9 protein-coding genes are annotated in these 13745 nt (G+C 73.5%); 2 read left to right on the forward strand and 7 right to left on the reverse strand.

The features are described from left to right. Positions 1–20: 20 nt before the first annotated feature. From ACIGXP_RS29710 to ACIGXP_RS29730, 5 genes are all read right to left on the reverse strand, one after another. The gene (locus ACIGXP_RS29710) at positions 21–3167 is read right to left on the reverse strand and encodes a BTAD domain-containing putative transcriptional regulator (protein ID WP_399773475.1); all 3147 of its coding nucleotides are present in this window, start codon (positions 3165–3167) and stop codon (positions 21–23) included. A 135-nt stretch (positions 3168–3302) separates the two neighbouring features. Then, on the reverse strand, positions 3303–3980 hold the full coding sequence (locus ACIGXP_RS29715) for a hypothetical protein (protein WP_399773478.1): 678 nt from the start codon (positions 3978–3980) through the stop codon (positions 3303–3305). Beyond that, a complete protein-coding gene (locus ACIGXP_RS29720; protein WP_399773481.1) occupies positions 3964–4380 on the reverse strand; it encodes a hypothetical protein in 417 nt (138 codons plus the stop codon). The genes ACIGXP_RS29715 and ACIGXP_RS29720 overlap by 17 nt, the downstream gene beginning before the upstream one ends. A gap of 96 nt (positions 4381–4476) precedes the next feature. After that, complete coding sequence (gene lysA, locus ACIGXP_RS29725) at positions 4477–5802, reverse strand: diaminopimelate decarboxylase (protein ID WP_399773485.1); 1326 nt, start codon at positions 5800–5802, stop codon at positions 4477–4479. A 13-nt stretch (positions 5803–5815) separates the two neighbouring features. Continuing rightward, the gene (locus ACIGXP_RS29730; RefSeq protein WP_363215610.1) at positions 5816–6145 is read right to left on the reverse strand and encodes an SAV_915 family protein; all 330 of its coding nucleotides are present in this window, start codon (positions 6143–6145) and stop codon (positions 5816–5818) included. A gap of 295 nt (positions 6146–6440) precedes the next feature. On the opposite strand from ACIGXP_RS29730, the gene ACIGXP_RS29735 reads away from it, so the two are divergent. Next, complete coding sequence (locus ACIGXP_RS29735; RefSeq protein ID WP_399773488.1) at positions 6441–9599, forward strand: ATP-binding protein; 3159 nt, start codon at positions 6441–6443, stop codon at positions 9597–9599. A 158-nt stretch (positions 9600–9757) separates the two neighbouring features. Here ACIGXP_RS29735 and ACIGXP_RS29740 read toward each other — a convergent pair whose 3' ends face one another. Together ACIGXP_RS29740 and ACIGXP_RS29745 are read right to left on the reverse strand one after the other, a co-directional pair. Then, positions 9758–10555 carry an ABC transporter permease gene (locus ACIGXP_RS29740; protein ID WP_399773490.1) on the reverse strand — a complete coding sequence of 266 codons (798 nt, stop codon included), beginning with the start codon at positions 10553–10555 and terminating at the stop codon, positions 9758–9760. Next, entirely contained in the window at positions 10552–11523 is a 972-nt protein-coding gene (locus ACIGXP_RS29745) for an ATP-binding cassette domain-containing protein (protein WP_399773493.1), read from the reverse strand. Before ACIGXP_RS29745 ends, ACIGXP_RS29740 begins: the two co-directional genes overlap by 4 nt. Before the next feature lie 158 nt (positions 11524–11681). On the opposite strand from ACIGXP_RS29745, the gene ACIGXP_RS29750 reads away from it, so the two are divergent. Further along, the gene (locus ACIGXP_RS29750; protein WP_399773495.1) at positions 11682–13733 is read left to right on the forward strand and encodes an NAD(+) synthase; all 2052 of its coding nucleotides are present in this window, start codon (positions 11682–11684) and stop codon (positions 13731–13733) included. The last annotated feature ends 12 nt before the right edge of the window (positions 13734–13745 follow it).

The raw sequence follows: 13745 nt of genomic DNA on the forward strand, positions 1-13745 counted from the left end.
TCCCTCGGAAAACAGGGGCGCTACGACGGCACCGGCCGGCCGACTTCACCGGCCAGCCGGTGCAGCGCGTCCGCCCGTGACAGCGCGGCGCCCTCGTCGAACGCCGCGCGGTACTCCTGCTCGCCGAGCCGCCCCGTCAGCCGCTCGACGAGTTCGCGCAGCTCGGGCTCCCCCTCGTCGAACGCGCCCCGCATCACCTGACTCATGCCCAGCGAGCGCGCCGCACCGGCCGGGTCGCCCTCCAGCGCGAGCAGCCCGCCGAGCAGCTCCGCGACCCAGGCGAGGCCCGCTCCCGCACCCTGGGCCAGCAGCCCGCCGGCCGCCTCGGGCAGCAGGGCCCGCGCCCCGGCGGCGTCGCCTGCGGCCAGCCGGTTCTCCATCCGGGTGCTGATGATCAGGTCCCGGGCCGACTCCGCGGGGAGGGACCGGCTGCGGACGAACGACTCCAGCGCGTCGAGGACCCGGTCGGCGCCCGCCAGATCGCCTTCCCTGCGGTGCAGATTGGCCATGCCGGCCACGATGTTGGCCTCCAGGCGGCGATGGCCCCGCTCCCTGGCCTGGGCCTGGGCCCACTCCAGGTCGCGCCGCGCGCCGGCCAGGTCGCCGCTGCGCCGCCGTTCGCGGGCCAGGCGGACCCGGCCGAGGTCCAGGTAGTCGTCGGTGCCGAGCTCCGAGCTGAGCGCGACCACCCGCTCGAAGGTGGCGATGGCCTGTGCGTACTCACCGCGCAGCGAGTGGTCGCGGCCGATGGGGAGCAGGCTCATCACCAGGCCCCAGCGGTCCCCCACCTCCTCGAAGCCGCGCAGCGCGGCCAGCCGGGAGGCCGCACCGGTGCGCAGATCGCCCTGCTCGGTGAGGACGAAGTCGTACGCGAGGTGGGCGCTGGCCCGCACCCATGGGTCGGGCGACCGCAGCGAGCGCGCGAGGCGGCCCTCGGGGGTCTCCGACTCGTCGTCGGACGTGGCGAGTTGGGAGATGCGCAGGAACAGCCCGGCCGGGCGGAACTCGCGGGCGCCCGCCGAGTCCACGTCCGCGACCGGCAGGCCCGCCCGGGGCGTCGTACCACCGAGGGTCTGCAACTCCGCCAGCGCCGAGTCCAGTTGGGAACTCATGCCGCGCACACCCCAGTACCAGGACAGCGCTCCGACGAACCGGGCGGCCAGGCCCCCGTCCCCGGCGTCCACGGCCGAGCGCAGCGCATGCACCAGATTGGGGTGCTCGGCGTCGAACACCGCGATGGCATCGAGCTGCCGGCCGGTGCGCAGCCGGGGTTCGTGTTCCTGGGCGAGGGCAAGGAAGTACTGCGTGAACCGGCCGGTGAGGTCGTCGCCGGAGGTGTCGAGCCGGGTGGCGGCATAGGCGCGTACGGTCTCCAGCATCCGGTAGCGCGGCTCGCCGTGCGCGGAGTCCGAGGAGTCGACCAGTGACTTCTCGATGAGCGCGTCGAGGATGTAGAGGACGTCGTCGGCGGGGAGGTCCGCGTCCGCGCAGACCGCTTCGAGGGCGGCGAGCGTCGCCCCGCCGGGGAACGCGGACAGCCGGCGGGCGAGGATCCGTTCGGGCGCATCGAGCAGGTCCCAGCTCCATTCGACGACCGCGAGCAGGGTGCGCTGGCGCGGCAGGGCGGTGCGGCTGCCCGAGGTCAGCAGCCGGAACCGGTCGTCGAGGCGGCGGGCGATCTGGTCGACGCCCATCGAGCGCAGCTTGGCGGCGGCCAGCTCCAGGGCGAGCGGCAGCCCGTCGAGCCGCCGGCAGATCTCGACCACGGCGCCGACCGTGGCGTGATCGAGCGTGAAGCCCGGCCGGACGCTCGCGGCCCGCTCGGTGAACAGCCGCACCGCGGCCGACCGGGCCGCCTCGGCGGGCTCCGGCTCGCCGGCGGGTACGTCGAGCGGGCCGAGGTGGCACAGTGCCTCGCCGTCGATGGCGAGGGGTTCCCGGCTGCTGGCGAGGATCCTCAGCTGCGGGAGCCTTTGGAGGAGTTGCCCGGCGAGTTCGGCGGCGGCGTCGACGAGGTGTTCGCAGTTGTCGAGGACGAGGACGGCGTCGCCGATGTCGAGGAGCTCGGCCATCCGGTCGACCGGTGCGGCGCCCTGGGTGCGTCCGGCGTCGTAGAGGCCACCGTCCGTGGAGCCGACCGCGCCGAGCACGGCGTCGGCCAGCTGGTCGGGCGCCCCGACCCCGGCCAGCGGCACGAACCGGACGCGGCCGCGTTCCTGGGCCCGGTCCCGGCCGACGGCTTCGAGGGACAGCCGGGTCTTGCCCGCGCCGCCCGGGCCGACGATGGTGACCAGGCGGGACGCGGCCATCAGCGCGGCCAGCTGGGACAGTTCGCGCTCGCGGCCGACGAAGCTGGTCAGCCGGGCCGGCAGCGGGTTCGCCACCGTGTGCGGCCGGGCCGCCGCCGGGCGCGCCAACTCTCCGCGCAGCAAGGCGAGATGGGTCTCCCGAAGGCCGGCCGACGGATCGACGCCCAGCTCGTCGGCGAGCCGCTCGCGGATCTCCTCGTACGCCGCGAGGGCGTCCGACTGACGGCCCGCCGCCCACAGGGCCCGCATCCGCAGCTCGGCCAGGCGCTCGCTCAGCGGGTTGGCCGCCGCCACCGTGCCCAGGTCGGCGAGGATCTCCGCGTGCCGGCCGAGCCGCAGCTCGGCCTCGAAGAGGTCCTGCGCCGCCGCGACCCGCAGATCGTCGAGGCGGGTGACGACCGCGGCGGCGAAGGGCGCCTCCCGTACGTCGGCGAGGGCCTCGCCCTGCCACAGCCCGAGCGCCTCGCGCAGTACGGCCGCCGCCTCGTCGTGGTCGCCCTCCGCGCACCGCTTGCGCCCCTCGGCGGCCAGTTCCTCGAACCGGGCGGCGTCGACCTCCATCGCCTGGTCGGCGGTGAGCCGGTAGCCCCCGGCGGCGGACTCCACACGGGCCACGCCGCCCAGCGCCCTGCGCAGCCGGGACACCAGGGACTGCAGCGCGTTGCCCGCCTCGGCCGGCGGGTCCTCGCCCCACAGACCGCCGACCAGCGCGTCCACGGACACCGGCCGCCCGGCATCCAGGGCAAGCCGGGCGAACAGCATGCGCAGCCGGGCCCCCGAGACGACGGCCGGCGGCGGACCGTCTGCGCCGTCCCCGTGTCTTTGCACCTGGACAGGGCCCAGCAGAACTATGCGCACGGCGCTTCCCCCGAGATCAACCGACGACCCGACACAGCATCCAGCACAGGCCGTGCCCGGTAAAGGCCGAAGGAGAGCGGCAGGCGCCACAGCGGGGGCGCTCACCTGAGCAGGGCGTTCAGGTGAGCAGGGCGTTCAGGTGACGCTGCCTCTCCATGCGGCCTCGGCCTTCTCCAGCTCCTTCACCGCCGCATCCGACGCCTCCTGCGCGCGATCCGCCGCTCTTCTGCCCACTGCCAGGAACCCGACGAGTGCCGCCGCATACCCTGCGAGCACCGCGCTCCTGTCGGCTGTCCGGGCCAGGAGCCGGGCGTGGCGCAGATTGAGCCGAGCCGCGCCGGCCCTGCCCGCCTCTCCTCGTGCGACCGCCGCGCCGGCTGCATTACCGGCGCCCGCGGCGCAGACTTCGGCAAGCGCGGCGAGCGCGAACGCCAGGGGCACCAGTCCACCGATCGCCAGGCCTGCGGCCACGGGCACCGACAGGACCCGATCCGCTGTCGGCGTACGCGCGGCGAACGTGTCTGCCACTCCCACGCCCGCAGCCGCGAAGAGCAGGAGTGCGGCGAAGGAACAACCCATCAGCGACCCGAACGGGCCGTATGCGGCGCCCCTGCCACCGGCGGTCTCCTGAGCATCGGACGCCCTCCCATCGGTGCGGGTGCCGGCCCCCTTCGGAGGCAGGTCGGGTGGATGCCCTTCCTGCGGGGACGGCGCGTAATGATGCACGTCACCCAGAACATGCCCTGCGATGAAGATGCCGGGGCCGTGGTTGTGCTGCTCCCGCTGTCTCAGGGGTTCAGGCTTCTCGGCCATGCGTCGCGCCGTGATGGATCGTGAGGCCGCCCTGGACATTGCCGTTGATGAACGTGCCCTGGCCGTGATTGTGCTGGTTGATCACGCTTGTCGGCCGATCCGCCCCCGTAAGGGCCCGTAGCTCCGCAAAGGCCACCGGGTCCCCTCGCATCAGCTCCTCCAGAGCGGGAGCCCGGGCGGCTGCCGCACTGCGCGCCTCCTCGTCGCGGTACGCCGCCGGGCACCGCTCCACACGCGCTCGATCCTCGTCCAGCCGCTCCAGTACGACGCCGGTGTCCCGCCGGTCACCGCGTCGCACGGCACGCCGGATGACATCCCTGGCCTTGGCGTAGGTGTCCTGTGACGCCTCACTGAGGAGTGCCGCGAGCACTGTCGTCACGGTGAATGTCAGCTCGTCCACGGTCGTCGTCTTTCCCCCGATGGTCCCAGCACTGTATCGGCGCACGCACCGGGCGGCAGCCGGAACGCTCAGGTTGACCGGACGCTGCTCGGAGTTCTACAGGCCCACATCGCGGCTGCGGAGGTCCGCCAGGGACTCGCGGCGGATCAGGAGGCGGGCGTGGCCGTTGCGTACGGCTACCAGGGGCGGGCGGCCGACCAGGTTGTAGCCGGAGGCCATGGACAGCTGGTACGCGCCTGCCACGGGGACGGCGAGCAGGTCGCCGGGGCGGACGTCGGCGGGCAGTTCCGCGTCTGCGGCCAGGACGTCCCCCGCCTCGCAGTGCCGGCCCACGACGGTGACCCGGGCGCGTTCCGCCGTGCCGGTGCGGCCGGTCAGGCGCGGTGCGTACCGGACGCCGTACAGGGCCGGACGCGGATTGTCGCTCATGCCGCCGTCGACGGCGACGAAGACGTGGTCGCCCGTGCGCTTCACCGACAGGACGCGGTACAGGGCGATTCCGGCGGGGCCGGCGATCGCCCGGCCGGGCTCGACGATCAGGCGGGGCACCGGCAGTCCGGCCGTGGCGCAGGCTCCGGCGAGTTCCGCGCGGACCCTGCGGGCCAGCGCCGTCAGGTCCAGGGCCGGTTCGCCGGGGCGGTGGGCGATGCCGTGGCCGCCGCCGAGGTCGAGTTCGGGCAGGACCAGGCCGTGCTGCTCGTACAGGCGGGCCATCAGGCCGACCAGCCTGCGTACGGCGACCAGGTACGGCTTGACGGTGGTGATCTGCGAGCCCAAGTGGCAGTGCAGTCCGGTGAGTTCCAGCTGTGGCTGGTCGAGGATGCGGGTGATGGCGTACTGGGCGTGGCCGTCGGCGATGGACAGGCCGAACTTCTGGTCGTCCGTGCCGGTGCGGATCTTCTCGTGGCCGCCTGCCGCGATTCCGGGGGCGACCCGGATCATGACCTTCTGCCGGCCGTCCGGGCCGACGGCGGCGGCCAGCCGGGCGATCTCTGCGGGGCTGTCGATGACGATCCGGCCGACGCCGAGACGCAGCGCGGTCTCCAGGTCGCGCGGGGACTTGGCGTTGCCGTGCAGCACGATCCGCTCGGCCGGGAAGCCGGTGGTGACGGCGAGTTCGAGCTCGCCGGCGGAGCAGACGTCGAGGCCGAGTCCCTCCTCGGCCGTCCAGCGGGCCATGGCCCGGCACAGGAACGCCTTGGCCGCGTACAGGACGTCGGCGTCGGGGAAGGCGTTCAGATAGGCACGGCAGCGGTCGCGGACCTCGGCCTCGTCCAGGACGTAGACGGGGGTGCCGAAGCGGTCGGCGACCTCGGCGAGGGGTACGCCGCCGACGGCGAGGTCGCCGTACGGCGACTCGGTGGTGGAGGCCGGCCACACCGACAGCTCGGCGGCGGTGGGGTGTTCGTGAACCGTGGTCATCGTGTCCGCTCCCTCACGCGGCCCGCAGCGCGGGCGATTCGGAGGCGGCCGGTGCGGCGGGCGGGGCCGTGAACCGCGGGTCCACCGTGAGGGCGGTGACACCGAGCGGCGCGGTCAGCGCGCGCAGGGCGGGCTCGGCGAGGCGGATCCACGGCCGGCCGGGGCCGAGGGCGGCGGACAGCCGGCGCTCGGTGGTGAAGCCGACGGCCGTACGGTCGCCGAGCGGGGTGCGGAAGAGCCGGGCCGCACACCCGGAGGGTCCCGGCCGGACCGGGACGTACAGGGGTCCGGCCGGGAACGGATCGGAGGGCTCGGGGTCTTCGCCGTAGCGGAGTTCTGCCATGGGGTGCCTCCCGGTTCGGCAGGGAGCGAGGGATCTGGGTGCCCCGGACGCGGGGAGGCGGTGCCGGGGCGCGGTGCCGAGGTTATGCCCGGTGCCGGGGCGTACCGGAGGTGCCCTGACGGGACGCTTACGGTGTTCGGGACGCCCTTGACGGCATGCTGACGGCACCGGGGCCGGGCAAGGGAGCCGCACCCGCTCCGGCGGGGGCGCCGCGCGGGCAGGGCCGGCCGCCATGGACGCGCACCCGGCAACGGCGAGGCATCCGCCGGCCGGGCCCCTGGTTACTCTTCGGGGCGTGACGACCGAGCTGACCCTGCTGTCCGAAGTCGCCTGCCGCGGGCGGGAGATCACCGCACCCCGGCTGCGCGGTCTGCTCGCGCTGCTCGCGGAGGATCTGCACACCGGTTGCAGCACGGCCCGGCTCGTGGAGGGGCTGTGGGCGGACGAGCTGCCCGAGCGGCCGGGCAAGGCGGTGCAGATCCTGGTATCGCGGCTCAGGGCGCAGCTGGGTGCCGAGCTGGTCGTGAGCACACCGGCCGGGTACCGGCTGGCCCTGGACGAGACGCAGGTCGACGCGTCGGCGCTGCTGCTGCGCGAGGCGGCGAGCGCCGAGCGCGCACGGGCCGGGGACCACGACGGCGCGCTGGCCGAGGCCGAGGCCGGGCTGGCGCTGTGGGACGGAAGCGTGGGTGCCGCGGCCGGAGAGGACCTGCACGACCCGCTGGTGGCGCTGCGTGCCGACCGGGTCCGGGCACACCGCTCGCTGGTCCGCTCCCGGGCGCTCGCCCTGGCCCGGCTGGGCCGGCGGGATCAGGCCGCGGCGCCCCTGGCCGAACTGGCTCAGGAGCTGCCGCGGGACGAGGAGGTGCTGGCGGAGCTGCTGCGCTGCGAGGCCGCCACCGCGGGCCGGGCCGCGGCACTGACCCGCTACGACGCCTACCGCCGCCGGCTGCGGGACGATCTGGGCGCCGATCCCGGACACCGACTCAGGGCCGTGCACCAGGAGTTGCTGAGCGCGGACGCACCGCCGGTCCGTCACGGTGTGCCGCACGACCCGAATCCGCTGCTGGGCCGGGACGCCGACATCGCCGCCGTGGCCGGGCTTTTGCGCACGGCCCGGGTGGTCACCGTGGTCGGCCCCGGCGGGCTGGGCAAGACGCGGCTCTCGCACGCGGTGAGCCGGGCGGCCGAGCAGCCCGTGGTGCACTTCGTCGCCCTGGCCGGTGTCACCGCCGACGCCGACGTGGCCGGTGAGGTGGCCTCGGCGGTCGGCGCCGGAGAGGGCCGGCAGTTCGCCGGGGGCGGGGACGTGGTGAGCGGCATCGTGGGCGCGCTGGGGGCCGGGCCGGCCCTGCTGGTGCTGGACAACTGCGAGCACGTCATCACGGGTGCGGCCGCTCTCGTCCAGGCGCTGGTGTCGCGGTCCAGGCAGCTGCGGGTCCTGGCCACCAGCCGGGCCCCGCTGGGGCTGACCTCGGAGTCCGTGTACGCCCTGCCGGAGCTGTCCCAGGCGACCTCGGTGGAACTCTTCACCCAGCGGGCACGGGCCGCCCGGCCCGGTGTGGAGCTGCCTCCCGAGCTGGTCGCCGACATCTGCCGGCACCTGGACGGGCTGCCGCTCGCCGTGGAGCTTGCCGCGGCCCGGGTCCGGGTGCTGTCCGTGGCCGACATCTCCCGCCGGCTCAGGGACCGGTTCACCCTGCTGCGCGGGGGTGCGCGCGACGCGCCCGAGCGGCATCGCACCCTGCGGGCCGTGGTCGACTGGAGCTGGAACCTGCTGGAACCCGACGGACAGGCCGCCCTGCGCGCCCTGTCCGTGTTCCCGGGGGGTTTCGCCGAGGACGCGGCGGAGTACGTCCTCGGCGAGGGCGGGGACACGCTGGCGCTGCTGGAGCAACTGGCCGGGCAGTCCCTGATCAAGGTGGACGACAGCCCCTCCGGGGTGCGCTTCCACATGCTGGAGACACTCCGGGAGTTCGGCTCCGTCAAGCGTGCCGAAGCCGGCGAGGAGGACGCGGTCACCGACCGGTTCCTCGCCTGGGCACGGGACTTCGGCCGCGCCCATCACGACGTCCTGTTCAGCTCCGACGCGGTGGCCGCGTGGCTGCGCATCCGCGCCGAGCAGGACAACCTCGTCCTGGCGCTGCGGCACGCCCTGGCCCGCGAGGACGGGCCGAGCACGGCCGCCGTCACCGCCGTACTGGCCTCCCTGTGGGCCACCGACTCCAACTACCTCCGGCTCGCCGCCCTGGTCGCCGAGTCCGGCGGGCCGCTGTCCCGGTTCCGCCCCGGTCCGGACGACGTCGAGGCAACCCGCAGCGCGGCGGTCGTGTGCACCGCGAGCCTGTTCATGGGCCGCGGCCCGCACGCCGTACGGCAGTTGGTGATCCTGCGCCGGCTGCCGCCCGCGCCACCGGACACCGTGGTGCGGGCGCTGTCGATCGTGCTGTGTGCCGTACCGGACATGCACCCGCCGCGGTACGGGCGGCTGCTGGAACTCTGCGAGGCCGACGAGCCCCTGCTGGCGGGCGTCGCGGCCTGCGTGGCGAGCTACGTATGGGAATCCCGGCACGACTCGGAACGCGCGCTGGAGTACGCCCGCCGGATGCTCGACGCGCTCGAACCGCTCGGGAATCCGGCCATGGCGTTGCTCAGTCACGGGCGGATCAGCGAGCTGTGCCTGCAGTCCGAGCGGGGCGCGGAGGCGTACGGCCATCTGCGGGCCGCGCTGGACGCGCTCGACGAGTTCGGCCGGCACGGCGACTGGTCGGACTCGGTCGGGGTGCACTCGGGGCTGGTACTGGCCTGTCTGCAGCGTGGGGAACTGGACGAGGCCGAGTACTGGCTGAGGCTCGCGGAGCTGGACCGGCCATCGGAGTCCGCCCAGATCTTCTCCTCCGATCTGCCGACCCGGGCGGAGATCGCGTTGGCCCGGGGGCTGACCGAGGTCGGACTCGGGCTGTGGCGCCGGGCGGTCGCGCAGGTACAGGAGGTCGGACTGCTGCATGCCGGTGACCCGTTCGTGGAACCGTGGTCGCTGGAGCTGCGGTCGGCCGCGCTGGCGGCGCACGCGCAGGCCGGCCGGCTGGAGCCGGTGGCCCACCTCGCCGAGGAACTGCGGGAACGGCTGCTCGACATGCTGTCCGGCGCCCCGGCGGACGGCACTGTGGCCGACGGCGCTCCGGTGGAACTGCCGGTGTACGGCACGGTGTTGCTGGCGCTCGGCTTCGCCGGGCTGGCCCGGGGCGAACGGGAAGCCGTACGGCTGGTGGCGCTCGCGGAGCGGATGCCGGCGGTGCGGGAGTTCCCCACCCTGTCCCTGTCCCGGTCCCGGGCACTGGCCGGGAACGCCGACGGGGCGGCGTACGCCGACGCGAGGTCGAGGTACGCCGCCCTGGGTCGGGAGGAGTTGCGCGCGGAGGCGCTGCGCGAGCTGACTGCTCCCCAAGGTTGACCGGCACCCTGCGGGCCGGTGGGAGTGGGTTCGCTGACCCGCGTCGGCAGGTGCCGCAGCTACGGCGCCTGAACGGGGCGGCGAGCTGCAGCTCCCCTGGGGCGCGGGGAACTGCGCGACCAGCCCACCACGCACCCGCGGCCGCCGGCCGGCAGACCTCACCGCTTCGGCTCGCGATTGAACTGCGCCTTCGACCACAGATACCCCAGCACCGACAGCCCCACGAACCACGCCACGGTCAGCACGGCGTTCTCCGTGCCGATCCCGCTGCCCAGCAGCAGCCCCCGCAGCGTCTCGATGGCCGGCGAGAAGGGCTGGTACTCGGCGAACCAGCGGAACCAGCTCGGCATGGCGTCCACCGGCACGAACGCGCTGGACAGGAACGGCAGCATGACCAGCGGGGTGCCCATGTTGCTGGCCCCCTCGGGGTTGGGGCTCGCCAGGCCCATGCCGACCGCGATCCAGGTCAGCCCCAGGCCGGCCAGCGCCATCAGCCCGATCACCGCGATCCACTCCACCGGCGTCGCGTCGGGCCGGAAGCCGATGGCCAGCCCGATGCCCAGGACCAGCACCAGAGCCAGCAGCGTCTTGATCACGCTGCCGACCACATGGCCGATCAGCACGGAGGCGCGGGAGATCGCCATGGTGCGGAACCGGGCCATGATGCCCTCGGTCATGTCGGTGCACACGGACACCGCGGTGCCGAGCGAGGTCATCGCGGCGGTCAGGAAGAGAATGCCGGGGACGAGGTAGGCGACGTAGTCCGACCGGTCCGCGTGGCCGCCGTTGATGCCGGCGCTCATCACGTCACCGAAGACGTACACGAAGAGCAGCAGCAGGATGACCGGGGTGAGCAGGAGGTTCAGGGTGAGGGACGGATAGCGGCGGGCGTGCAGGAGGTTGCGCCGCAGCATGGTGAGGTTGTCACGGACGGCGTGGGTGGCGGCGGCACTCATCGGACGGTCTCCTTGTCGGTGGGCTGGGAAGGTACGGAGCTGCCGGTCAGGGCGAAGAACACGTCGTCCAGGTCGGGGGTGTGCACGGACAGCTCGTCGGCCTCGATACCGGCGGCGTCGAGCCAGTCGAGGATGGCGCGCAGCTCGCGCTGGGTGCCGTCGCTGGGGATCTGCAGCGTGAGCGCCTGGTCGTCCCGGGTGACCTCGCGCAGCGCGGTGGCCGCACGTTCGTACGTCACCGGGTCGGCGAAGCGCAGCCGTACATGGCCGCCGGGCACGAGCCGCTTGAGCTCTCCGGCGCTGCCCTCGGCGACCAGCTTGCCGCCGTTGAGCACCGCGATGCGGTCGGCCAGCTGGTCGGCCTCCTCCAGGTACTGGGTGGTGAGGAAGACGGTCGTACCGCCGGAGACCAGCTCGCGGATGATCTGCCACATGGTGTGGCGGGAGCGGGGGTCGAGGCCGGTGGTCGGCTCGTCGAGGAAGATGATCCGCGGGTCGCCCACCAGGGTCATGGCGATGTCCAGGCGGCGCTTCATACCGCCGGAGTAGGTGGAGGCGGGCTTCTTCGCGGCCTCGACCAGGTCGAAGCGTTCCAGCAGCCCGGCGGTGACCCGCCGGCCCTCCCGGCGGGAGAGGTGGTGCAGGTCGGCCATCAGCAGCATGTTCTCCTCGCCGGTGATCAGCCCGTCCACGGCCGAGAACTGGCCGGTGACCCCGATGGCCGCCCGGACCGCCTGGGCCTCCCGGGTCAGATCGTGCCCGGCGATCCGCGCCTGGCCGCCGTCGGCGGAGATCAGGGTGGACAGGATGCCGACCGCGGTGGTCTTGCCCGCGCCGTTCGGTCCGAGGAGGGAGAAGATCGTCCCGGCGGGCACATGGATGTCGATGCCGTCGAGGACGGTCTTGTCCCCGTAGGACTTGCGCAGCCCGGTGGCTGCGATCGCGAGTTCGTGGTCCGTCGTCGTCATGCCGCAGAGACTGCCGCCCGGGCGGTTCAGCACGGCTTCAGCCGGGTTTCAGCCCGCCAGGAAGGGCTTCAGCACACTGAAACCCGCAGGTGGGCGGTGGGTGACGGGCGCCCTTTAGGCTTCCTGTTGTGGGAAAGTCGCTTCGGAAAGAGGTCCCGTTGAGCTTCTGGTCGGTCTACCAGCACGGCTTCGCGCGCGTCGCCGCGTGCACGGGCCACACCGTCATCGCCGACCCCGCCGCCAACGCCGGGGCGGTGTTGCGCCATGCGCGCCGGTGCGCCGAGGAGGGCGTCGCCGTCGCCGTGTTCCCGGAGATGTGTCTGTCCGGGTACGCGATCGACGACCTGCTGCTGCAGGACGCCATGCTCGACGACGTCGAGAAGGCGCTCGCCACGATCGTGGCCGAGTCAGCGGACCTGCTGCCGGTGCTGGTCGTCGGCGCCCCGCTGCGGCACCGCGACCGGCTCTTCAACTGCGCGGTGATCGTGCACCGCGGCCGGATCCTCGGCGTCGTACCGAAGTCGTACCCGCCGAACTACCGGGAGTTCTACGAGCGCCGGCAGATCGCCGGGGGCGACGACGAACGCGGCGGAACGATCCGGCTCGGCGGCGCGGAGGTCCCCTTCGGCGTGGACCTGCTCTTCGCCGCGCAGGACGTCCCCGGTCTCGTGCTGCACGCGGAGATCTGCGAGGACATGTGGGTGCCGGTGCCGCCGAGCGCGGAGGCGGCCCTCGCCGGGGCGACCGTCCTGGTCAACCTCTCGGGCAGCCCGATCACGGTCGGCCGGGCCGAGGACCGCAAACTGCTGTGCCGGTCGGCGTCCTCACGCTGCCTCGCCGCGTACGTCTACGCGGCGGCCGGTCTCGGCGAGTCGACCACCGACCTGTCCTGGGACGGCCAGACCCTGATCTACGAGAACGGGGTGCTGCTGGCCGAGACCGAACGCTTCCCGCTCGGCGAGCAGTACGCGGTGGCCGACGTCGACCTCGACCTGCTGCGGCAGGAGCGGCAGCGGATGGGCACGTTCGGCGAGAACCGCCGCACCCACACCGCCCGCACCGCCGACTTCCGCACGGTGTCGTTCGAGCTGGACCCTCCGCTGACCGACCTGGGCCTGCGCCGCCGCCTCGAACGCTTCCCGTTCGTGCCCGCCGACCCCGACCGCCTCGCCCTGGACTGCTACGAGGCGTACAACATCCAGGTCGCCGGCCTCCAGCAGCGCCTCGCGTCGATCGGCGGCCCCAAGGTCGTCATCGGCGTCTCCGGCGGACTGGACTCCACGCACGCGCTGATCGTCGCCGCCCGCGCCATGGACCGCGCCGGCCGCCCGCGCAGCGACATCCTCGCCTTCACCCTGCCCGGCTTCGCCACCAGCGACCACACCAAGGACAACGCCCACCGGCTGATGCGGGCCCTCGGCGTGACCGCGGCCGAGCTGGACATCACGCCGACCGCACGCCTGATGCTGAAGGAGATCGGCCACCCCTTCGCCTCCGGCGAGCCGGTGTACGACGTCACCTTCGAGAACGTCCAGGCGGGCCTGCGCACCGACTACCTGTTCCGCCTCGCCAACCAGCGCGGCGGCATCGTGCTCGGCACCGGCGACCTGTCCGAACTGGCGCTCGGCTGGTCCACGTACGGCGTGGGCGACCAGATGAGCCACTACAACGTCAACTCCGGTGTGCCGAAGACGCTGATCCAGCACCTGATCCGCTGGGTCATCAGCAGCGAGCAGTTCGACGAGGAGACCGGCAAGATCCTGGCCGCCATCCTGGACACGGAGATCAGCCCCGAACTCGTCCCCGGCGAGGAGATGCAGTCCACCGAGTCGAAGATCGGCCCGTACGCGCTGCACGACTTCACCCTCTTCCACGTCCTGCGCTACGGCTTCCGCCCCTCCAAGATCGCCTTCCTCGCCTGGCACGCCTGGCACGACAAGGAGGCCGGCGCCTGGCCCCCCGGCTTCCCGGAGGCCGACCGGGGCACGTACCAGCTGCCGGAGATCGTGCGCTGGCTGGAGGTCTTCGTCCGCCGCTTCTTCGCCTTCTCCCAGTTCAAGCGCTCGGCGATGCCGAACGGCCCGAAGGTCTCGGCGGGCGGCTCCCTCTCCCCGCGCGGCGACTGGCGCGCCCCGTCGGACGGCAACGCCCACGCCTGGCTGCGGGACCTGGAGCGCTTCGGCCTGCTCGGGGAGGAGGGCAGGAAGTAGGCGGGCCCACCG

Source organism: Streptomyces sp. NPDC053069, assembly GCF_044546895.1.
GTDB lineage: Bacteria > Actinomycetota > Actinomycetes > Streptomycetales > Streptomycetaceae > Streptomyces.

Bases quoted from the DNA above. Each gene is read 5' to 3' on its own strand.
- ACIGXP_RS29730 (WP_363215610.1), bottom strand. From the start codon at position 6,145: ATGGCAGAACTCCGCTACGGCGAAGACCCCGAGCCCTCCGATCCGTTC.
- ACIGXP_RS29745 (WP_399773493.1), bottom strand. From the start codon at position 11,523: ATGACGACGACGGACCACGAACTCGCGATCGCAGCCACCGGGCTGCGC.
- lysA (WP_399773485.1), bottom strand. From the start codon at position 5,802: ATGACCACGGTTCACGAACACCCCACCGCCGCCGAGCTGTCGGTGTGG.
- ACIGXP_RS29740 (WP_399773490.1), bottom strand. From the start codon at position 10,555: ATGAGTGCCGCCGCCACCCACGCCGTCCGTGACAACCTCACCATGCTG.
- ACIGXP_RS29715 (WP_399773478.1), bottom strand. From the start codon at position 3,980: ATGGCCGAGAAGCCTGAACCCCTGAGACAGCGGGAGCAGCACAACCAC.